The sequence below is a fragment of the Photobacterium nomapromontoriensis genome, assembly GCF_050336815.1.
Classification (GTDB): domain Bacteria; phylum Pseudomonadota; class Gammaproteobacteria; order Enterobacterales; family Vibrionaceae; genus Photobacterium; species Photobacterium nomapromontoriensis.
This window is the reverse complement of sequence record NZ_JAKJSL010000058.1, coordinates 19,977-41,558: the sequence shown is the minus strand read 5'-3', so window position 1 is coordinate 41,558 and position 21,582 is coordinate 19,977. Positions and strand designations below refer to the sequence as shown.

Below are 21,582 nucleotides of genomic sequence, written 5' to 3'. Positions count from 1 at the left end.
CCTGTACTAATTGCCCGTGAGGCTTAACCATACAACACCCAAGGGGTTTTATCTCGAAAGAGAATCGGACTCTGTAAGCACTTGAATGCAGTGTTGAACTACATTTGTAAACTAGTTAACTTTCCCAGATTGCTATTTGCTGCCTGATGGCGGTGAATAAACGAATTTGCTTGGCGACCATAGCGTTATGGACCCACCTGATCCCATGCCGAACTCAGCAGTGAAACGTAATAGCGCCGATGGTAGTGTGGGGTCTCCCCATGTGAGAGTAGGACATCGCCAGGCTCCCAATTTAGATATTCATTCTGAACGATGAATATCAGATAAATATGAAAGTATTTATCACCGTGTGGAGCGGTAGTTCAGTTGGTTAGAATACCGGCCTGTCACGCCGGGGGTCGCGGGTTCGAGTCCCGTCCGCTCCGCCACTTATTCAGACATAGTTAAGTCTTTAAAACAACTACAGGGGTGTAGCTCCAATTGGCAGAGCAGCGGATTCCAAATCCGCGTGTTGGGAGTTCGAATCTCTCCACCCCTGCCATATTCAAGGCTCTAGCAGAAATGCTGGAGCCTTTTTCGTTTGTGGTCGTTATTGGTAGCGGATCCCGCCATATCGAACATCAGCGCGTGTTGTGAGTTCAAATCTCTTCACCTTGTTATATTCAAGGCTCTAGCAGAAATGCTGGAGCCTTTTTCGTTTATGTTTTCTATTGGTTGGGTTGTAGTTTTTGAATGGATAGTGATAATTTTGCGAGGGAGGTGCTTCTAGCGAAGCACCTAATGATAGAATTCTCCCAAATAGTAATAATTCAGCCTTTCATCATAAGCTGGTAGCCAATAAAGCATGCTGTAATGCTCAGTGTAATGTTGAGCAAAATATTCAGGCCAGCCTTAATAAACTCACCTTGCTGCATCAGAATAACGTTATCCATGGAAAATGTTGAGAAGGTTGTTAGTGCCCCAAGAAAACCTAATCCAATGAGTGGCCGGGCTGGTACAGCTTCAATCATTCCTTGATCTAGAGCTGACATTAGTAACCCAATAATCATTGAACCGATCACGTTAACAGCCAGCGTTCCGTAAGGAAAACCTTTGCCAAATAGGTAGACGCACAGTTCGGATATGAAATATCGGGAGCAAGCACCAAATGCGCCCCCAAGGGCTATCAATCCAAGAAATACTAATTGACTCATCGAAAGCTCAAGTTGTGAATAAGGGATGTCATACTAATACCATGTTGCTGCAATCACTATTACCTTTAACGAAGTGTAATTTTGCAATCATTGATTGTAATGCATGTTTTCTGAGATTTAGGTGTACGCTGTATTACAGTTATAGCAGCAAGTTGGCACATTTGTGAATGGAAGGAGAGGTGATCATGGCGCTTTACCAAATCGTATTATTGGCTGTTAATCCCGATGATAAAGAAGCACACCGACTTATGGTAAAAGCGGCGGTTATTGCAGAGCAGAATCATGCAGAATTACATCTTGTTTTTGTTGAACCCGGCATGGGGAATATTAGTTTCGCAGATGCTGAATTAGAGCTTGATGAAGCGCATAACGAGCTTGCCCATAAAAGAATGAAACAGTTAACTGCATTATCTGAGCTGTCACCTTATAAAGTACAGGCGGTACACATGGCTAATGGTGATGTAATTAAACATTTAACTACTTTAGCTGAACAGTTAGAGGCCAATTTGGTAATCACTGGCTGCCGAAAATCGGGTATTCATTGGTTTGGTGATATCAGTCATGCATTATCACACCAGCTAAATGCTGATGTGCTGATTTGTCAGTAAGTGGGTAAAGTGTGAGTCAGGGAGCGGTTTAATCAACGAGGTGGATAATTATTGGTTTTAGGCTTGCTGCTACTCTGATACTTTTTTATACTCATTAATACTTGTCGGAGTGCCAATTGGCTGAGACCGCATTGCGGGATCCGTAGAACCTGATCAGGCTAATACCTGCGAAGGGAACAAGAGAATGTCTTCTGTATTGCTATTTTTTTGACTATAGCCGCTGTTTCAGATGATGCTACAAGCCCTATATGTGGCCTCTTGTTTACGCACCTATCCGCCAAGCAACTTCCCTTATTATGGATAACAAGGAAATTGCTATGTCGAATCGCAAACAAGCGAGACTGGACGCGAAACAATTTATTGAATCACTTACCACCCAACCTTACCCAAGCTCACAGAAAATTTATGTGCCAGGTAGCCGTGATGATATTCGTGTGCCTATGCGAGAAATCACGCTTGCCGATAGCCTTATCGGTGGATCTAAAGAATCCCCTATCTTTGAATCCAATGAGCCCGTGCGAGTTTATGATACCTCGGGTTTCTATACTGATCCTCTGCATCAAATTGATATTTATTCTGGGTTGCCCAAACTTCGTGAAGCGTGGATAGCAGAGCGTGGCGATACCGAGTTATTAAGTGAATTGAGTTCTGCATATTCCAAAGAGCGCCTAGCTGATGAGACTCTCGATGAGTTTCGTTTCAGCGAGCCGGCTCGTATTCGATGCGCTAAATCTGGAACTAATGTCACCCAGCTTCACTATGCCCGTAAAGGGATCATCACACCAGAAATGGAATATATTGCCATACGTGAAAATATGGGGCAGGCAAAATACCGTGATGAAGTTTTGAATCATCAGCATTCCGGGATGAATTTTGGGGCCAATTTACCACCAACTATTACGCCTGAGTTTGTCCGTCGTGAAGTCGCGGAAGGCAGGGCGATTATTCCTTCCAATATCAACCATCCTGAATCTGAACCAATGATTATTGGTCGTAATTTTTTTGTTAAGGTTAATGCCAATATCGGCAACTCCTCCGTTAGTTCCTCCATTGAAGAAGAAGTGGAGAAGTTAGTATGGTCGACCCGCTGGGGCGGGGATACTGTGATGGATTTGTCGACTGGTCGCAATATTCATGAAACGCGAGAATGGATAATCCGTAACAGCCCTGTTCCTATTGGTACAGTACCGATGTATCAGGCATTAGAAAAAGTGAACGGCATTGCTGAGGAGCTTAACTGGGAAGTGTTCCGCGATACCTTGCTTGAGCAAGCCGAGCAGGGTGTTGATTATTTCACTATTCATGCTGGTGTTCTTCTGCGTTATGTACCTATGACAGCAAAGCGAGTTACCGGGATTGTCTCCCGGGGGGGCTCGATTATGGCGAAGTGGTGTCTGGCTCACCATCAAGAAAGCTTCCTCTATGAGCATTTTCGTGAGATCTGTGAAATCTGTGCTCGGTATGATATTGCATTGTCGTTAGGCGATGGTTTGCGTCCGGGCTCAGTGGCTGATGCTAATGATGAAGCACAATTCAGTGAATTACGGACATTAGGGGAGCTGACCAAAGTTGCTTGGGAGTTCGATGTCCAAGTGATGATTGAAGGGCCAGGACATGTGCCAATGCACATGATCAAAGAAAACATGGATGAGCAGCTAACGCATTGTCATGAAGCACCATTTTATACTCTCGGTCCGCTGACGACTGATATTGCTCCGGGATATGATCATATTACCTCAGGGATTGGCGCTGCGATCATAGGGTGGTACGGTTGCGCCATGCTGTGCTACGTGACACCGAAAGAGCATCTTGGTCTGCCAAATAAAGACGATGTAAAGGTGGGACTGATCACGTACAAGCTATGTGCCCATGCGGCAGACTTAGCGAAGGGGCATCCCGGAGCTCAGGTACGAGATAACGCCCTTTCAAAAGCGCGGTTTGAATTTCGCTGGGAAGACCAATTTAATTTAGCTTTAGACCCAATTACGGCGCGAGCTTATCACGATGAGACACTCCCTCAAGAATCTGGCAAAGTTGCCCATTTTTGCTCTATGTGTGGCCCTAAGTTCTGTTCGATGAAGATCTCACAGGAAGTACGCGAGTATGCCAAAGGCCTGGATGAACCCGAGGCTGTGGCTATTCGAATGCTAGAAGATCCGCTCGATGGTATGCAGCAAAAAGCCGATGAATTCCGATCTAGGGGGAGTGAGCTTTATCATCCGGTAAAAGAGGAGGAGTAATGAGTGATTTATGTTTACCCGATCACCTAACACCGTTGTTGATGCAGATTGAGCCCTTATTGGCTGCTGCAGATCAATACCAGCTTGGTGAAGCTGTTATTGTGGAGTGGAGTGATTCGGCAGTGGTAGACATTCAGGCAGGAGGTTTATCGCTGAGTGTGGCGTTTAATCCATCTGAGCCTGTAGCGGGCTATGAGGTGCGAGATCAATGGCTCGCTCCTTATCCTACGTTGTCAGACATGCAGCAGCTCGTAGCTGATACACCTAATTTGATAGTGTGTGGGTTGCCGACGGAGCAAGGCTGTGTGGATCTGTGGCATCATAATGGTGAAGCCCGTGGTGTATATTGCCATCATGCGGGTGCAAGTGAGCCACAACGAGCAATGTTACTCTCTGCGTTAGCCTTGGATTTTCCGCTTGAAGATGCGGTGACGTTGGCTCGTGCTCATGCAAGGGGATACCAAGCCAGTCATGTCGATGGGCACGGTGAGATGGGGTGGCCGACGACTCGAGAGTTATTTCCTCGACCGTTAACGGCTAATCACCCCGAAGTAGAGATGTTAGGTTGGGTGAGCAAGGAAGTCAGTGTGGCGCCTTTTATGGCGGTTGAACGCAGTAAACTGGCGCTCTATCCGGTTGTCGATACAGCAGCATGGGTCGAGCAGTTGTTAGCTCTAGGAGTTAATACGACTCAGTTGCGCATCAAAGATCCTAGTGAGCCGAGTCTGCCATCCCAAGTGGCGGATATTATTGCGGCTGGAGAGCGCTATCAGGCACAGGTTTTTGTAAATGATTATTGGCAGTTGGCCATTGAACATCAGGCTTACGGGGTACATTTGGGGCAGGAAGATCTCGAAACGGCAGATTTGTTTGCGATCCAGCAGGCCGGACTTCGACTTGGATTATCAACCCACGGGTATTATGAGATTCTGCGTGCTGCTGAGTTTTCACCAAGTTACATTGCGCTTGGCCATATTTTCCCCACCACGACGAAAGACATGCCGTCAAAACCGCAGGGATTGAATCGATTAGCATTATATCAAAAGCTAATTGGCGAGGCCTTTCCAACTGTTGCTATTGGCGGCATTGATTTATCTCGGGCTGAGAAAGTATGGCGAACCGGGGTAACCAGTGTTGCTGTGGTTCGGGCTATCACTGAGGCGACTGATCCAGCGCTGGCAATCGAGGCGTTTAAGCGAATCTTGGTAAGGCCGAATATGACGGAGTCTGATAATGCTCAGTGATCCGGCATTTCTTCGCTATAACCGGCAAATTATGTTGCCGCAAATTGGAGTGCAGGGTCAAGAGAGGCTGAACGAGGCCAAGGTATTATTGGTCGGGGCGGGAGGACTTGGCTCTGCTGCCATGCTGTATTTGGCGGGTGCAGGGATCGGCCATTTGGTTATTGCCGATGATGATATTGTCGAGAGTTCTAACCTGCAGCGGCAGGTGATCTATCGCGATAGTGATTTGGGCCAATCCAAGGCAGAACAAGCAGCAGTACAGGCACAAGCATTAAATCCGCTGATCAGAGTGCGGCCTGTGAAGGCCCGGTTAGCGGGTGAGCGGCTCGCCATGGAGGTCGCACTGGCTGATGTGGTCCTCGATTGTTCCGATAATCTGGCCACTCGACATGCGGTGAATCAGGTGTGTTTTCAGGCCCAAACCCCATTGATAGCGGGTGCTGCGATCCGCTGGCAAGGACAGTTGATGGCGTTTGATTTTCGTGAAGGTATCGGCCCGTGCTACCACTGTTTATTTCCTTTGGCAGGCGATACCTTTGAACAACCCCAGAATTGCAGTAATGCCGGTATTGCCGGCCCGGTTGTCGGCATTATGGGGACGATGCAGGCGCTTGAAGCGATCAAGTTCCTATCTGGTGCTGGGCAGGTGGCGTTTGGCCGTTTGCTACAGTTCGATGGCCTGAGCATGGCCTGGCAAACCTTTAATCTTGCGCAAGATACATCGTGTCCCGTATGCAGTACAGGAGAGTAATGCCATGACCCCCCCTTCATCGACCATTTCTATTTGGGTGAATGATCAACAAATTGATATATCAGATGGGCAGGCGCTGACCGTGTTACTGCACCAACTTGAGATGCCATTGCCGGCGACAGCGGTGGCAATGAATGACAGGATTATCCCACGTAGTGAGTGGGAGAGTACGCGATTAACCGCAGGGGATCGGATTGCCCTGTTTCAAGCTATTGCCGGAGGCTAGATGCTTACGATTGCTGATAAAACGTTTTCATCCCGTTTGTTTACTGGGACGGGGAAATACGCTAGCCGTCACACCATGGCGGAGTCGATCATTGCGACAGGTTCAGAGCTGGTCACCATGGCACTGAAGCGTGTTGATATCCAAAACCGTGATGATGATATTTTAGCGCCGCTGATTGCCGCTGGGGTGAATTTGCTGCCCAATACCTCAGGCGCCAAGAATGCCAAGGAAGCGGTATTTGCCGCTAAACTGGCACGTGAGGCGCTGGGGACCAACTGGCTTAAACTGGAAATTCACCCTGATCCCAAATACCTTATGCCTGATCCGATCGAAACTCTGGCCGCCGCCGAGCAGTTAGTTCGGGACGGTTTTATCGTGCTGCCGTATTGTCATGCTGATCCCGTGTTATGTAAGCGCCTAGAAGAAGTTGGTTGTGCGGCGGTAATGCCGCTGGGGGCACCCATTGGCTCAAACAAAGGACTGGCTTCCCGTGATTTTCTGGAAATCATTATTGCTCAGGCTAGGGTACCCGTGATTGTTGATGCAGGGATCGGCGCTCCCTCTCATGCTGCTGAAGCGATGGAGCTCGGGGCGGATGCGGTATTGGTCAATACTGCTATTGCTGCCGCTGCGGATCCGGTTGCCATGGGGCGGGCGTTTAAACTGGCCGTCGAAAGTGGCCGTATGGCTTATGAAGCAGGTCTGGCTGGTACGGTAAACCATGCGATTGCCTCTAGTCCGCTAACGGCTTTCCTTGATCCGGCGGTGTAAGGAGCTGGCGATGAGTTTTGTCGATGTCTGGCAGCGACTGGATTGGGATGATGTCCGGCTGTCAATTTACAGTAAACGGGCCGAGGATGTAGAGCGAGCACTGCGTAAGCCAAAGCGTGATCTGGAAGATTTCAAAGCGCTGATTTCACCAGCTGCTGTGCCATACCTTGAACAGATGGCGCAGCAATCCGCCGCGCTAACCCGCAAGCGGTTTGGCCATACGGTGTCATTTTACGTGCCTTTGTACCTGTCTAATCTGTGTGCGAATGCCTGTACTTATTGTGGATTTTCGATGGAGAACCGGATCAAGCGCCGAACTCTCGACGTGATAGAAATCCAGCGGGAGTGTGAAGCAATAAAAGCCATGCAGTTCGACAGTTTGTTGCTGGTCACCGGAGAGCATGAGCGTAAGGTTGGGATGGCCTATTTCCGTGAGGTGTTGCCAGTGATCAAGCAGCAGTTTAGTTATCTGGCAATGGAAGTGCAGCCCTTGGATCAACACGAATATGTCGAATTGAAGAGCTTGGGACTGGATGCGGTGATGGTGTATCAGGAGACATACAGTGCCCCGACCTATGCTGAACATCATCTGCGCGGTAATAAAATGGATTTTAATTACCGGCTGGAAACCCCTGATCGCCTAGCTCGTGCCGGGATCGATAAAATTGGTATAGGCGCGCTGATTGGGTTGGAGGAATGGCGGACAGATTGTTTCTTCGTCGCGGCGCACTTGCAATATCTTGAACGTACCTATTGGCAGAGCCGCTATTCGATCTCGTTTCCGCGGTTGCGACCATGTGAAGGTGAGCGGCAGCCCAAGTCGGTGATGGATGATCGTCAGTTAGTGCAGTTAATTTGTGCCTACCGATTATTTAATCCTGAGGTGGAATTGTCGTTGTCGACCCGTGAATCGCCGGCATTTCGCCAGAATGTCCTGCCTCTGGGGATCACGACTATGTCTGCGGGGTCGAAAACCCAACCAGGTGGGTATGCCGACGGTGAACCTGAGCTGGAGCAGTTTGCGATCAGTGATGAGCGGTCGGCGGCAGAGGTGGCCGAATCGGTCAGGCAGCATGGCTTTGAGGTGGTGTGGAAAGACTGGCACCATGCTTACTCCGGTTAATGCCTGGATTGAGTGGTCGATATAATAACGCCCGCATCAATGCGGGCGTTATTTACTTGAGCTGATAGTCTCTGGGCGTTGGCGCGTGGGCACTTAGCGAATGAGCGGTGCCGTCGCTTGAGTAAGCCAGATCAGATCTTCCCCTGTCAGTGATGGGCTGATCACCTCAAACACAGTCTGATGGTAGTTGTTCAGCCATGTCAGTTCTGCATCCGTCATTAGTGATAGGTCAACCAGACGGCGATCGATCGGGGCACGGGTTAACGACTCGAAACCCATCACGGTCATATCACCAGCGGTTTCAATTTCTACCACCAACTCGAGGTTCTCAATTCGGATCCCGAAGGCATCGGCACGGTAGTAGCCTGGTTCGTTGGACAGAACCATTCCCGGCAACAGAGCCGTTGGGTTGTAGACTTTGGCAATGCGCTGTGGCCCTTCATGAACGCTGAGGTAATGGCCGACCCCATGTCCGGTGCCGTGGTCATAATCAAATCCATACGCCCACAGGTGCTGGCGGGCCAGCGCATCCAGTTGCGATCCCGTCGTCCCTTTAGGGAAGCGTGCGGATGCTAAACCGATATGGCCTTTCAATACCAAAGTAAAGGTTTGTTTGACGTCATCGCCCGGTTCACCAATCGCGATGGTACGGGTAATGTCGGTTGTACCATCTGGATACTGACCGCCTGAATCCACCAGGTACACATTGTTCATTTCCAACACGCTAGGTGCAGGTTGGTTCAGGTGGTTGTAGTGGCACATGGCCGCGTTACTGCCCGCTGCTGAGATGGTATCAAAGCTGACATCGGTACAGCTGCTGTCTTCGCTGCGGAACTGCCACAGTTGATCAGAAAGCGTGCCTTCATCTAACAGGTGGCCTTGGGCAACTTGACCATCAACCCATGCTAGGAATTTAGAAACAGCCACACCATCACGGATATGGCATGCTTTCATACCCGCAATCTCGGTTGGGTTCTTCGCCGCTTTGGGTAGCAGACAAGGATCGGCAGCTTCAATTAATGTGGCATTGGCTGCTTGCAGGATCTGACTGGCCCACGCATTGCTGGTGGTAGGATCAACCAGTACCGCTTTACCTTCAAGTTGTTGTAACGCCGCTTCCAGATTTTCTGGAGCATGAACGCGCACTTCTGCACCCACATGGCTGGCAAACTCTGCCGGTAATCGGGCTGGATCAATAAAGAAGTCGACACTTTCATCAGCATGCAAGAGTGCGGTGGATAACAACACTGGCAGGCTTGGAACATCACTGCCGCGTACGTTGAGTAACCAGGCAATACTGTCGAGTTGGGTCAGCAGTGCTGCATCCGCTTTTTGTCTCTTCAGTACCGTGGCTATTTGCTCGCGTTTATCGGTGCTGCTTTGGCCAACAAAATCCAACCCCATTAGCTTGGCAGCAGAGAGTGTTGCGGCTGGGCGATCATGCCAATATAGCTCAATGGGATTTTGCTCAATGCACACCAATTCAAGTTTACCTTTAACTAGCTCAGTATTGCGAGCCAGCCATGCGGCGCTGTGTAAGCGGGCATCAATCGCAACTTTGCTGCCTTGAGGCAGGTTATCAAGCGCCCACTGAACCGGTGGCTCTTCGATCAGGTGGCGGTATTCATAGACATCACCAGGGACTTGTTTGCGAACTTGCACCACATAGCGGCCATCAACAAACATGGCGGCGTTGTCTTGACCAATCACGGCCATGCCGGCAGAGCCTGTGAATCCGGTTGCCCAGTGAAGGCGTTCGTTATGAGCGGGAATGTATTCGCCGAGGTATTCATCCTCGTGGGGGATCAAAATGGCATCGAGTTGATTATCCGTTAGCCATTGACGGATCAGCGCGACACGTTGCGCGATATCTGTTTGCATGGTTTTTTTTCCTTTCACTTGTCACCGTCCCTGTGACGGCCTGGATAGCAGCCTGAAGAGCTAACATCGCCTAAATGACTGGCGGTGTTAGCTGTTCAGGCTGACGCATTACGTTAGCGCGTTTGCTGGGTAGCTGCAATTAGTGAACAGATAAATCACGGCAACGGCTGATGATAATCTGACGTAACCAGCTATGGCCGGGGTCTTTTTCTTGTTGTTGATGCCAAAACAGGGTGTAGGCCATAGGGGGAAGTTCAGTCGGTAGTGGCAACACCACAAGATTAAGTTGGGCCGCAATATAATTGGCAAAATGACTCGGGGCGGTAAAAACTAGATCGGTATGGGAGCAGAGACTGGCTGCGCTGTTAAAGTCGGGGACGTACATGGCAATATCGCGGTTTAGACCTCGCTCCGCCAATTTATAGTCAAGCAACCAGCGATCATCTTTGCCGCAACGAACTTGAATATGCCGTTGCTTGAGATAATTGTCCTGATCCCAGGTTTGATTCAGTACAGGATGCCCTTGGCGGACGATGCAACGTTGGGTATCCCGACAGAGCTCGGTGAACTGAATGCCTTTCGGTGGCATCATCGTTAGCATGGCATCTTTGGGATTGAGATCTTTACCGGTGATCCCAAAATCCATTTCATCATCAATGAGCTTGGCAAAGGTATTGGGCTCCCAGGCCTGAGTATCGAGAATAATTTGAGGGCCTTCAGTAAAAATATCGCCAAGGAATTGTGGCAGGAAGAGAGGGTAGGCACTTTCTACTAACGCCATACGGAAGTGGCGCTGGCTGGTGTGCGGGATAAAGACTGCAGGCGCGGTAAGCTGCTCAACATCGCGTAGTAGCTGTTCAAGCGGAGGCAGCAGAGCCTGAGCTCGTGCTGTCGGCCGCATGCCGTGTGCAGTGCGAATAAATAGTGGATCATCAAATTGCTCCCGCAGTCGGCTGAGGCTTTTGCTGACGGCGGATTGGCTTAGGCATAAGCGTTTAGCCGCATGGGTGACGCTGCCCTCTTCAAGTAAAACGTGGAGACAGACTAACAGGTTGAGATCGAGCCGGGTGAGCTTTTCGAAAGACACAAAGACCTCGCAATGAGTGATATTCCATAATGGAAAATATGACTTGAATATATACCATTTCAATTCATATCACGAACAACGTAGACTGCCGCCATTATTCCATAGGACACCCCCATGCAATCGAACACGCAAACGAACAATCCTGCTGGCGCGAAACTGGTCACCCTGATGGTGATCTTGGTTTTGTTTAGCCCGTTGGCTATCGATATTTACCTTCCTGCTTTTCCTGCGATCGCAGATACCTTCGCGGTGGATACCACCCGAGTGCAAGATACCATCACTTGGTTCATGTTCAGTCTGGGTCTGGGTCAGTTATTGGCTGGTCCGTTAGCTGACCGATTTGGCCGACGTCCTATCGCACTGGGCGGTATTGTCATTTACGGTTGCAGCGCGATGCTGGCATTCATGGCGCAGAGTCTTGATATGTTGCTTGTCGCCCGTTTGCTACAAGGTTTTGGTGCCTGTGCAACCTCAGTTGCTGCATTTTCGGCGGTTCGCGATAGTTTTGGCCCTGAGAAAAGCGGTCGGATGATCAGCTATTTGAATGGCGCTATTTGCTTTATTCCTGCGCTGGCTCCGCTCTTAGGGACTTGGCTAACACATCATTTTGGCTGGCGTTCAAACTTCAGCTTTATGGCCGGCTTTGCGGTAGTGGCGGGACTATTTATTGTCTTGCTGTTTAAAGAAACGCGCCCAGCCAATACCGATGTATCCGGCGCTACAATTAGTGTGTCCCGTTATCTCTCAGTATTGCGTGAACCAACCTTCTTGTTCCATGCCTCGTTATGCATGCTCGCGATGTCGGTGATCCTGGCTTACGTTACCTCAGCCCCAGTCTGGCTAATGATGGAATTGGGCCAAGACATGAACCAGTTCACGGTGTGGTTCGGGATTAATGCCGGGCTGAATATTCTGGCGTGTATGGTGGCACCGAAATACATTGACCGCTTTGGCTCGCGTATTACCTTAAGTACCGGATTGGTGATCTTGCTGGTGGCTGGGATGCTAATGCTGGTGATGAGTCACATTCAAGCCGCTTGGGCATTTATGCTGCCAATCTTTCTTTCTTCATTTGGCTTTGCTTTTGTGCTGGGCTCTGCGGCGGGTAAGGCATTGGCGCCCTTTGGTGATCGAGCGGGTACCGCTGCCGCACTTTTGGGGTTATTCCAGATGAGTGGCGCAGGTGTGATGGTGAGCCTGACCCAACGTTTAGATCTAACCCCGCCGAACCTGATGGTGTTACAAATGTGGTTATTGATCCCGGGCTTAGTGATCTTGTGGTCTCGCTTGGGACGACGTTGGCATGCGCCCGTCACGGCCTGATTGAGTGAGCTCGTATAACGGTTAATTGTTAATAAAATAATTCGACGCCGTATATTGAAGGCGCAGGGTCTCGACAACCCGTAAGGCTATTTGCCTGCCACCTCGTGGCAGGCTTTTTTTATGGTAAAGGCAGGGATGAGTTTGCCTTTATTGACTCGTTGGCGTTGCTGAACGGGCTGTTTTTCCTTTCCACTGCTGGATCAGCAGGCCACAGATAATCAATACCAACCCGACCAACGTCGACGAGTGAATGTGCTCGCCGATAATGGTTGCCAGCAGGATCAGAGAGATGAAAGGGGAGATAAAAATCAAATTACTGATCCGTGCAGTATTGCGGGTCAGTTTAAGTGCGTTGATCCACAGCACGAAGGTGATCCCCATTTCGAACAAGCCCACATAGCTGACTGCTGCCCAGCCCTGCCAAGGTACACTCGACCAGCCGCCAACATAGAGGCTGAGCCCGATAGAAAAAGGCAGTGAGACGACAAAGCCTAGCAATACCCCTAATACCGGATCTGCCTGATTTTTGGTATTGAGGATCCAGTACATTGCCCACAGCAGGGTAGATGCAAGCGCCAGTGCAACTCCCATCGGGCTATCAAACTGTAGCGCCATCAGATCCCCTTTGGTTGCTATCACAACCACGCCCAGATAGCCCAGCACACAGGCCATCCAGTCTTGTTTCCGGATTGTCTGGCCAAGAAAGATAGCTGCCATTAATGTCAGGGTGATCGCCCAGCTGTAGTTAAGTGGCTGGGCTTGCGAGGCAGGTAATAGTTCATAGGACTTGAACAATACCAAGTAATAGGCAAAAGGGTTGATCAGGCCAAGCAGCAAATAATAGAACGGGCGGGCCATAAATGTGCGGCCAAGCAGGTGCAATTTGCCTTGATACAGCGCGATAGCAAACAGAGCTAAGACCGATACCACGCTGGCGGCAACCAGCATCTGGACCGGGGAAAAATAGTTCAGGGTGATTTTAAAAGCGGTCGCAACGGTGGACCATAACAGGACGGCCGCCAGGCCATACCCGAGCGCATAACGTTCGTTCATTGTTCATCCATAATCAATGGCAACGGTATCGGAACCGCAGGCCTAATCTCAGTAAGATCATCAGTTTATTCGATTGTCAGAATGGCGGCTAGCCTCTCCCAATTATCAATGTAATGATTTGCAGAACGGCGGTTGATAACCTGACTTTGGCTGGACATTTATCCAGTATCCCCTTAGCCTTGAGGTAGGAAAAAACGGGCCATTAGCCTGTGTTGTCAATGAGTCAGGATAAAGAACATGATGAATGAGTGGTTGTCGGGGGTTGGGCTGGCCGTAGTCGCAAGCTTGACCGGGGCAACGTTGGCCAGTGTCATTACTGCATGGGTGTTCAACAACCGTTGCCAGCAGCAGTTACAGCTGCTTCGCCAGCAGGCGGAGGGTGATTTGCGGCTGGCCCAGAGCCGTGAGCAGTATTGTCAGCAACAACTTGATGAGCGCAATCAGGAACTTGATGAAATGGATATCGAGCGGGATCGGCTGACGGCTGAACTGCGCCAGATGCATGGCCGATTAGCAGCGGCACTGGAAAAAATGCGCCATTTTGAAGCGCTTAAAAATGAAAAGCAGTATCTGGGCGAACAGCTCGAAAATGCACGAATGGCTAATGCCGGGCTAGAAGCCGATCTGCGCGAGCAAGAAGCGCGGCATTTCGAAGAGCAAAAAGCCGCGGATGACAAGATAGCTCTGTTGGAAAACGCCGAAGAGCGGTTACGGATCCAGTTTGAAAGTTTGGCCAATCGCCTGTTTGAACAGAAAACCCGTACCGTGGATGAGCAGAATCGGATCAGCATGCATGGCTTACTCGGGCCGTTGCGTGAGCAGTTGGAAGGGTTTCGCAAACAGGTCAATGACAACTTCAGCCAGGAAGCCCGTGAGCGCCATACCTTAGTACATGAAATTAATAACCTTAAACAGCTTAACGAGCAGATGGCGAGAGAAGCCGTGAATCTGACCCAGGCGCTAAAAGGGGACAACAAAGCCCAAGGCAACTGGGGTGAAGTGGTGCTGGCTCGGGTGCTGAGTGATTCTGGGCTGCGCGAAGGGTATGAATACCAGACTCAGGTGAGTTTGGAAAATGATGACGGCAAGCGCTATCAGCCAGATGTGGTAGTACACCTGCCACAGAATAAAGATGTCGTGGTTGACGCCAAAATGTCGCTGGTGGCCTATGAGCGATTCTTCAACGCCGAGACCATCGCCGAGCAAGAGCTGGCTCTGAGTGAGCATGTCGCCTCAGTACGTAGCCACATTCGCGGGCTGAGCCGTAAGGATTATCATCAGCTCCATGGCGTTGAGAGCTTAGATTACGTGCTGATGTTTATTCCCGTTGAGCCCGCGTTTCAGGCTGCAGTTGCCGCCGATCCGAGCATGATCCGTGATGCGATGGATCAAAATATTATGTTGGTCAGCCCAACGACGTTGCTGGTGGCACTGCGTACCATCAGTAACTTGTGGCGTAATGAGCGACAGAATCAGAATGCCAAGCAAATCGCTGAACGGGCCAGCAAGCTGTATGACAAGCTACGGCTGTTTGTCACGGATATGGAGGCAGTGGGTAGCTCGCTGGATAAAGCCAACCAGAGCTATCAAGGGGCCATGAATAAACTGGTTACCGGACGGGGCAATGTGATCCGTCAGGCCGAAAGTTTCCGCCAGTTAGGGGTGGAAGTGAAACGGGATATTTCGCCATTACTGATTGAGCGGGCACTGCTTGGTGCCGCGGATGAGACACCGGAATTGCCTTTTGCCGATGAAGAATCCGTTCGTCCCGCGAGCACTCCGGCAAATGATTGAGCGGAGAACTTTGAGCAAAGGACAACCATCAAGTACACTAGGCCAGTTTATGGCAGAAAGTTAACCACGACGGAATTAACATGACGGACACCACACTAGATACGACCCATTTCGGCTATCGTACCGTAGCCAAGGAAGAGAAGGCGGAGCTGGTTGCTGAAGTCTTCCACTCAGTAGCGGCAAAATATGACATTATGAATGATCTGATGTCGATGGGGATCCACCGCGTTTGGAAGCGATTTACCATTGATTGCAGTGGTGTACGCCGTGGCCATAAAGTCTTGGATCTCGGTGGCGGTACCGGGGATTTAACCGCTAAGTTCTCGCGCATTGTCGGCGATAACGGTCAGGTGATCTTGGCTGACATCAATAACTCGATGCTCAAGGTGGGCCGCAGTAAACTGCGCGATCTCGGCGTGGTAGGGAATGTCGGTTATGTTCAGGCCAATGCCGAAGAACTGCCATTCCCTGATGATTTTTTTGATTGCATAACCATCAGCTTCTGCCTGCGCAATGTGACCGATAAAGAGAAAGCATTGCGCTCAATGTACCGCGTTCTAAAGCCTGGTGGTCGTCTATTGGTGTTAGAATTTTCTAAGCCGACCCTTGAGCCGCTGTCAAAAATTTATGATGCTTATTCCTTCCATCTGTTACCCAAAATGGGGGAACTGATCGCCAATGACAGCGAAAGCTATCGTTATCTGGCAGAGTCTATTCGTATGCATCCAGATCAAAATACCCTCGAAGGCATGATGCAAGAGGCTGGTTTTGAGCAGACCAATTACTACAACCTAACGGGCGGCATTGTTGCCTTGCACCGTGGTTACAAGTTCTGAGGATCTTATGCCTGTTGATGCGTTTGTAACGGCGGCCATTGAAACGTCACTCAATGCCTTACTGAAAGAAGATGAAGGTAGCCAGCGTCGTCTTGCTCGTCTGCGTGGCAAGGTGATTGGAGTGACGCTCAATGAATTTGGTAAGCAGTTATATTTTCTGTTTAGCCAGCAGATTGATGTGCTGGGCGCCTATGAAGGTGACGTGGACTGCCAATTGGCATTGAACCTGTCGGTGTTGCCAGAGCTGCGTCAGCAGGCGAACCTGACCCAGTTGATCAAAGCCGATAAGTTAGCGCTTGATGGCGATATCCAGCTTGCTCAGCAATTTGCAAGCTTGCTCAGTGGGCTGAAACCCGATGTAGAAGAGAAATTGTCTCACTATACTGGTGATATTGTGGCCCACACCGTAGTCAGTGGTGTGAAAAGCGGTGTGCATATTGTTCGTCAGGGCATGGAACGACACCAGCGTCATTTGGCGGAGGTGATCACCGAAGAATGGAAACTTGCCCCTCAGGCTTTGGAAATCGCCTATTTTGCCGATCGGGTGGACGATCTTAAAACGGACGTCGCCCGTTGCGAAGTACGCCTCAACCGATTGTTGGAGCGACATTACGCATGATGGGCTATTCCGAATTTAAACGCCTATACCAAATTACCGCCGTTCAACTCCGGTATGGACTGGACGAGCTGTTACCCAACGACCCGCGTCTTCAGCTACCCAAAACCGCACGTCGATCACTATTCTGGCTCAAAAATCAGCACCCTGAAAAACCGTTGGGTGAACGTTTACGCTTGGCGCTGCAAGAGCTAGGGCCGGTTTGGATCAAGTTTGGCCAGATGATGTCGACACGTCGGGATCTGTTCCCGCCACACATCGCTGATCAGCTCGCACTGCTGCAAGATCAGGTGGCCCCTTTTGACGGAAAGCTGGCTAAGCAGCAGATGGAAGCCGCATTAGGTGCGTCGCTGGATACCTGGTTCGATGACTTTGATGAAACGCCATTGGCTTCTGCATCAATTGCGCAAGTACATACCGCGACCCTGCGCGAAAATGGTCAGGCGATTGTCCTCAAGGTGATTCGCCCAGATATATTGCCCGTGATCCAAGCCGATATCAGACTGATGTATCGGATGGCCAAAATCTTATCGAAAATGCTGCCTGAAGCACGTCGACTACGTCCTATTGAGGTGGTGCGGGAGTATGAGAAAACCCTGCTCGATGAACTCAATTTAATGCGTGAAGCGGCAAATGGAATTCAGCTGCGCCGTAATTTTGAAGACAGCCACATGCTGTATGTACCGGAAGTGTATACCGACCTGAGTCGGGAAAATCTACTGGTGATGGAGCGGATTTACGGCATTCAAGTATCGGACGTCGAGGCTTTGATAGCCAACGGTACTGATATGAAATTGTTATCTGAGAATGCAGTAACGATCTTTTTTACTCAGGTATTTCGTGATAGTTTCTTCCACGCTGACATGCACCCAGGGAATATCTTTGTCGCGCGGGAAAATCCACAAAATCCGCAGTGGATTGCCCTCGATTGTGGTATTGTCGGCACCTTGAACCGGGATGATAAACGCTATCTGGCTGAAAACCTGCTGGCATTTTTTAATCGAGATTACCGCAAAGTGGCTGAATTACATGTTGATTCAGGCTGGGTGCCGAGAGATACCAACGTCGATGAATTCGAATTTGCTATCCGTACCGTGTGTGAGCCGATATTTGAAAAACCGTTAGCAGAAATTTCATTTGGCCATGTGCTGCTTAACCTGTTTAATACCGCGCGGCGCTTCAATATGGAAGTGCAACCGCAATTGGTGCTATTACAGAAAACCCTGTTATACGTAGAGGGGTTAGGTCGGCAGCTTTATCCGCAGCTTGATCTGTGGGATACCGCCAAGCCGTTTCTTGAAGATTGGATGTCTCGTCAAGTCGGGCCACAGGCCGTGATTGACGGGGTGAAAAGTCGGGCCCCGTTCTGGGCGGAAAAACTGCCGGAACTGCCGGAATTACTGTACGACAGTTTGCGTCAGGGCAATGCGCTAAATCAGCGTATAGATACACTCTATGACAACTTCATGGAGAGCCGACGCTATCAGGGCCAAGCAAGGTTCCATTTTGGCATTGGTGCAACTTTGGTTGTATGTTCTGCCATACTTTTTAGTAATCATATTGACACTTACGCAGCCATCAGTGCTGTAACGGGTATCACGTTTTGGTTACTTGGGTGGCGTGCTTGCCGTAAATAGGCGGTAAAGTATGCAGCCAACAAATAAAACGTTTTGTTATCAACCACAATAAGCTGAGGTAAAACAAGCATGGGTGGTATTAGTATCTGGCAATTGCTTATCATTGCACTAATCATAGTGCTGCTATTCGGAACCAAGAAACTGCGTGGCATAGGTGGTGACCTAGGCTCTGCGGTTAAAGGTTTCAAAAAAGCGATCAGCGATGATGAGCCAACAGCCAAGAAAGATGCAACAGTCGATGCTGACGCAGATTTCGACCAAAAGAAACTTGCTGAACAGCAAGGTGATCAGGCTCAGAAGAGCCAGAAAGACAAAGAGCAGGTTTAACGCGTGTTTGATATCGGGTTCTGGGAACTAATACTGATCGCCGTCGTGGGATTGGTTGTACTGGGGCCGGAACGCCTACCTGTCGCGATCCGTTCGGTGTCGCGCTGGGTAGGAGCTGCTCGGAATATGGCGAACTCAGTCAAGGATGAGCTGTCTCAGGAGCTAAAGCTTCATGAGTTGCAGGAAAATCTGAAAAAAGCTGAGCAAATGGGGATGAAAGATCTCTCGCCTGAGCTAAGGGATTCTGTCGAGGAGCTGAAAAAAGCCGCCTCAGAAGTGCAGCGTCCTTATGCTGAAAAAAAAGATGAGCAGCCATCGGTGACGACCTCTCATAAGCAGGATTAAATTACATCACTATGTCTACTGTTGAAGATACGCAACCGTTATTCAGCCATTTGATTGAGCTGCGTAACCGCTTGTTGCGTTCGATCCTGAGTGTCATTGTGGTTTTTTTGTGCCTGGTTTGGTTTGCAAATGACATTTATGCCTTTTTGTCAGCTCCTTTGGTAGATCGCCTACCTGAAGGGGCGACAATGATCGCGACAGATGTAGCATCACCATTCTTTACGCCAATTAAACTCACACTGGTCACTTCTGTGTTTGTTGCGGTACCCATGATCCTGTATCAGATCTGGGGGTTTATCGCACCTGGTCTGTATAAGCATGAACGCAAGCTGATCATGCCGCTGCTGTTTTCCAGCTCGCTGCTGTTCTATGCCGGTGTATCCTTTGCTTATTTTGTGGTGTTCCCGTTGGTCTTTGCGTTCTTCACCAGCATTGCACCGGAAGGGGTGCAGGTTGCGACGGATATTTCCAGCTACCTTGATTTCGTGTTAGCACTGTTTATGGCATTCGGTATTGCATTTGAAATTCCGGTTGCCATCATTTTACTGTGCTGGACCGGAGCAACGGATCCGCAAAGTCTACGCGAGAAGCGCCCATATATTGTTGTGGCTGCGTTTGTGGTGGGGATGCTACTGACACCACCGGATATCATTTCACAGACACTACTGGCTGTACCCATGTGTCTGTTATTTGAGGTTGGTTTGTTCTTCTCGAAATACTATGTTCGAGAAGAGGAAGACGAAGATCTTGCAGATGATGAGCTGTAATGCCATCGGATAAAAAACCGGCTGAGGCCGGTTTTTTTATGCCTGTAATTTGGCTCGGTATGCCATGTGAAGGACTCAGATCAAGCTGGGTGAGGGTAGATGATAGTGTGCATGGCGTGATGAGATATGGCGATTATAGATATAAAAAACCAGCCCGAAGGCTGGTTGTGTTTACCGTGAATCAGCGAAAGTGCTAGAAGAACAAATGACCCATAAATGCGATCACCGGTAGGGTGATGAGAGTACGCAAAATAAAGATCATAAACAGCTCCCACGGTTTTACCGGGATTTTGCTGCCAATTAGCAAGGCGCCAATTTCCGACATGTAGATCAGCTGAGTTACCGACATCGCAGCAATGACAAAGCGGGTCAGATCGCTTTCAATGCCAGAAGCCAGAATAGACGGCAGGAACATATCGGCAAAACCCACCACAATGGTTTCAGACGCTGCAGCAGCATCCGGGATCTGCAGTAATTCAAGATACGGAATAAAAGGTAGGCCCAGCAAGCTGAAAATTGGTGTATTTTCAGCAATCACCAGTGCCACCGTACCAATCGCCATGACAACCGGCAGTACCCCGAAAATCATATCAACGGCATTTTTTAAGCCATCGATGAGTACCGCGCGTAAGCTGGTGACTTCATTAGCTTTCAACAATGCTTGCTCAAGTCCAAAGCTCAAGACGGTTTGGCCCGCAGGGACGGCTTCAACATCTACCGTCAGTTTTTCGCCGTCAATGTACTGATCTTTTTTCCAAGACAGGGGCGGCAAACGCGGCACTATCACAGCGGCAGCAAGGCCAGCTACACACACCGTTAAATAAAACGGGGCAAACATATGCTCCAGATTCACCTGGGCAATGACCACCAGACTAAAAGTGATCGATACGGCGGTAAAGGTGGTGCCAATGACCGCTGCTTCACGTTCGGTGTAGATCTTACTTTCGTACTGTTTGCTGGTCATCAGCACGCCGACACTGCCATCACCCAGCCAAGAGGCAATGCAGTTTACTGCAGAACGACCCGGAAGGTTAAATAGCGGGCGCATGATGCGGGTAAACAACGCGCCGACAAATTCCAACAAGCCAAAGTTCAGTAGCAAAGGAAGCAACAGGCCAGCAAACAGGAAGACAGAAAAAAGTACTGGCAGCAGATCATTGAGCACCAGTCCACCTGTTGCACCATCACGGATCATTTCCGGCCCGATACCAAAATAGGTCATCAGTACAAAAACAGCACCAAGTTGCTGGACGATAAACCAAGGCAGGCTCGGATTGAGCAAGCCACTGACAAAACTATTGTTGAGGACAGCCTGAGGCTTAAAAAGTTTGGTCGCAATCGCCGCAAGAGCGGTGATGCTGATTAGAAAGGTCACAACAGTTGTCAGCATACCGTCGAACAGTGCCTGAACGAATTTTGCCAGTACCGCGATAGGAATGGTGATGGTTCCCTGAAAGCTGATGGGTGCCATAAAAATGAACACGCCGAGAAGTGATGGCACGAGGAACATCAGCCACGGTGATTTTTTAGCGGGTGGTGGAATGACCTGATCTTGCATATCTGACCTTTATGTAATGAATTCAAATTAAGTAAATAGCAGTGTTATTCGCTACAGAATAACTATTCACTGAATGTAAGTAATTAAGGCTGAGATTACCGTCTTTGGCTTTTGATTGGAATACTTTTCGTGAAAATGTGGGTGTTTATTCATTTTTGTGTGGTGATTTTGCCGCTATGGCAGTGGTAGCGTTTCCTGAAAA

The 21,582-nt window shown here is 49.5% G+C and carries 20 protein-coding genes, 2 tRNA genes, 1 rRNA gene and 1 riboswitch; of the genes, 18 read left to right on the top strand and 5 right to left on the bottom strand.

What is annotated here, in order from left to right:
- Positions 1-169: 169 nt before the first annotated feature.
- From rrf to L4D12_RS22780, 3 genes are all read left to right on the top strand, one after another.
- Positions 170-285, top strand: a 5S ribosomal RNA gene (gene rrf, locus L4D12_RS22790).
- 66 nt (positions 286-351) lie between these two features.
- Positions 352-428 (top strand) — tRNA-Asp (locus tag L4D12_RS22785).
- Between the two features lie 36 nt (positions 429-464).
- Positions 465-541 (top strand) — tRNA-Trp (locus L4D12_RS22780).
- Positions 542-809: 268 nt separating this feature from the next.
- Here L4D12_RS22780 and crcB read toward each other — a convergent pair.
- On the bottom strand, positions 810-1,193 hold the full coding sequence (crcB, locus tag L4D12_RS22775; RefSeq protein ID WP_428450120.1) for a fluoride efflux transporter CrcB: 384 nt from the start codon (positions 1,191-1,193) through the stop codon (positions 810-812).
- A gap of 185 nt (positions 1,194-1,378) precedes the next feature.
- On the opposite strand from crcB, the gene L4D12_RS22770 reads away from it, so the two are divergent.
- The 7 genes from L4D12_RS22770 (at position 1,379) to thiH (ending at position 8,156) form a co-directional block, all read left to right on the top strand.
- Positions 1,379-1,801, top strand: coding sequence for a universal stress protein (locus L4D12_RS22770; protein WP_428450119.1), 423 nt, complete (start codon positions 1,379-1,381; stop codon positions 1,799-1,801).
- 95 nt (positions 1,802-1,896) lie between these two features.
- A riboswitch (TPP riboswitch) is annotated at positions 1,897-1,994 on the top strand.
- A gap of 124 nt (positions 1,995-2,118) precedes the next feature.
- Positions 2,119-4,041: a phosphomethylpyrimidine synthase ThiC gene (gene thiC, locus L4D12_RS22765; protein WP_428450118.1), complete on the top strand. Its 1,923-nt coding sequence runs from the start codon at positions 2,119-2,121 to the stop codon at positions 4,039-4,041.
- Positions 4,041-5,285 carry a thiamine phosphate synthase gene (thiE, locus tag L4D12_RS22760; RefSeq protein ID WP_428450117.1) on the top strand — a complete coding sequence of 415 codons (1,245 nt, stop codon included), beginning with the start codon at positions 4,041-4,043 and terminating at the stop codon, positions 5,283-5,285. Before thiC ends, thiE begins: the two co-directional genes overlap by 1 nt.
- Positions 5,275-6,036 (top strand): HesA/MoeB/ThiF family protein, encoded by a 762-nt coding sequence (locus L4D12_RS22755; protein ID WP_428450116.1) that lies wholly within the window; start codon positions 5,275-5,277, stop codon positions 6,034-6,036. The genes thiE and L4D12_RS22755 overlap by 11 nt, the downstream gene beginning before the upstream one ends.
- A 4-nt stretch (positions 6,037-6,040) precedes the next feature.
- Positions 6,041-6,262 carry a sulfur carrier protein ThiS gene (gene thiS / locus L4D12_RS22750; RefSeq protein ID WP_428450115.1) on the top strand — a complete coding sequence of 74 codons (222 nt, stop codon included), beginning with the start codon at positions 6,041-6,043 and terminating at the stop codon, positions 6,260-6,262.
- Positions 6,263-7,033, top strand: coding sequence for a thiazole synthase (locus L4D12_RS22745; RefSeq protein WP_428450114.1), 771 nt, complete (start codon positions 6,263-6,265; stop codon positions 7,031-7,033). It begins immediately after the preceding gene.
- 10 nt (positions 7,034-7,043) lie between these two features.
- Positions 7,044-8,156, top strand: a complete 1,113-nt coding sequence (thiH, locus tag L4D12_RS22740; protein WP_428450113.1) for a 2-iminoacetate synthase ThiH — start codon at positions 7,044-7,046, stop codon at positions 8,154-8,156.
- A 93-nt stretch (positions 8,157-8,249) separates the two neighbouring features.
- Here the strand turns inward: thiH and L4D12_RS22735 are convergent, their stop codons facing one another.
- Both L4D12_RS22735 and L4D12_RS22730 read right to left on the bottom strand, forming a co-directional pair.
- On the bottom strand, positions 8,250-10,037 hold the full coding sequence (locus L4D12_RS22735) for an aminopeptidase P family protein (protein WP_428450112.1): 1,788 nt from the start codon (positions 10,035-10,037) through the stop codon (positions 8,250-8,252).
- A 139-nt stretch (positions 10,038-10,176) separates the two neighbouring features.
- On the bottom strand, positions 10,177-11,124 hold the full coding sequence (locus L4D12_RS22730) for a LysR substrate-binding domain-containing protein (RefSeq protein WP_428450111.1): 948 nt from the start codon (positions 11,122-11,124) through the stop codon (positions 10,177-10,179).
- 114 nt (positions 11,125-11,238) lie between these two features.
- On the opposite strand from L4D12_RS22730, the gene L4D12_RS22725 reads away from it, so the two are divergent.
- Positions 11,239-12,447, top strand: a complete 1,209-nt coding sequence (locus L4D12_RS22725; RefSeq protein WP_428450110.1) for a multidrug effflux MFS transporter — start codon at positions 11,239-11,241, stop codon at positions 12,445-12,447.
- A 147-nt stretch (positions 12,448-12,594) separates the two neighbouring features.
- On the opposite strand, the gene L4D12_RS22720 is transcribed toward L4D12_RS22725, so the two are convergent.
- Positions 12,595-13,500: a DMT family transporter gene (locus tag L4D12_RS22720; RefSeq protein ID WP_428450109.1), complete on the bottom strand. Its 906-nt coding sequence runs from the start codon at positions 13,498-13,500 to the stop codon at positions 12,595-12,597.
- A 237-nt stretch (positions 13,501-13,737) separates the two neighbouring features.
- Here L4D12_RS22720 and rmuC point away from each other — a divergent pair, with 237 nt between their 5' ends.
- The 7 genes from rmuC (at position 13,738) to tatC (ending at position 19,822) form a co-directional block, all read left to right on the top strand.
- Positions 13,738-15,294 carry a DNA recombination protein RmuC gene (gene rmuC / locus L4D12_RS22715; protein WP_428450108.1) on the top strand — a complete coding sequence of 519 codons (1,557 nt, stop codon included), beginning with the start codon at positions 13,738-13,740 and terminating at the stop codon, positions 15,292-15,294.
- An 80-nt stretch (positions 15,295-15,374) separates the two neighbouring features.
- Positions 15,375-16,130 carry a bifunctional demethylmenaquinone methyltransferase/2-methoxy-6-polyprenyl-1,4-benzoquinol methylase UbiE gene (gene ubiE, locus L4D12_RS22710; protein ID WP_428450107.1) on the top strand — a complete coding sequence of 252 codons (756 nt, stop codon included), beginning with the start codon at positions 15,375-15,377 and terminating at the stop codon, positions 16,128-16,130.
- Between the two features lie 7 nt (positions 16,131-16,137).
- Positions 16,138-16,749 (top strand): ubiquinone biosynthesis accessory factor UbiJ, encoded by a 612-nt coding sequence (locus L4D12_RS22705; RefSeq protein ID WP_428450106.1) that lies wholly within the window; start codon positions 16,138-16,140, stop codon positions 16,747-16,749.
- Positions 16,746-18,383, top strand: coding sequence for a ubiquinone biosynthesis regulatory protein kinase UbiB (ubiB, locus tag L4D12_RS22700; RefSeq protein WP_428450105.1), 1,638 nt, complete (start codon positions 16,746-16,748; stop codon positions 18,381-18,383). Before L4D12_RS22705 ends, ubiB begins: the two co-directional genes overlap by 4 nt.
- A gap of 69 nt (positions 18,384-18,452) precedes the next feature.
- Positions 18,453-18,710: a Sec-independent protein translocase subunit TatA gene (gene tatA / locus L4D12_RS22695; RefSeq protein ID WP_428450104.1), complete on the top strand. Its 258-nt coding sequence runs from the start codon at positions 18,453-18,455 to the stop codon at positions 18,708-18,710.
- 3 nt (positions 18,711-18,713) lie between these two features.
- Positions 18,714-19,055, top strand: coding sequence for a Sec-independent protein translocase protein TatB (gene tatB / locus L4D12_RS22690; protein ID WP_428450103.1), 342 nt, complete (start codon positions 18,714-18,716; stop codon positions 19,053-19,055).
- 11 nt (positions 19,056-19,066) lie between these two features.
- Positions 19,067-19,822, top strand: coding sequence for a Sec-independent protein translocase subunit TatC (gene tatC / locus L4D12_RS22685; RefSeq protein WP_428450102.1), 756 nt, complete (start codon positions 19,067-19,069; stop codon positions 19,820-19,822).
- Positions 19,823-20,015: 193 nt separating this feature from the next.
- On the opposite strand, the gene L4D12_RS22680 is transcribed toward tatC, so the two are convergent.
- Positions 20,016-21,380, bottom strand: a complete 1,365-nt coding sequence (locus L4D12_RS22680) for a YjiH family protein (RefSeq protein WP_428450101.1) — start codon at positions 21,378-21,380, stop codon at positions 20,016-20,018.
- Positions 21,381-21,582: the final 202 nt, after the last annotated feature.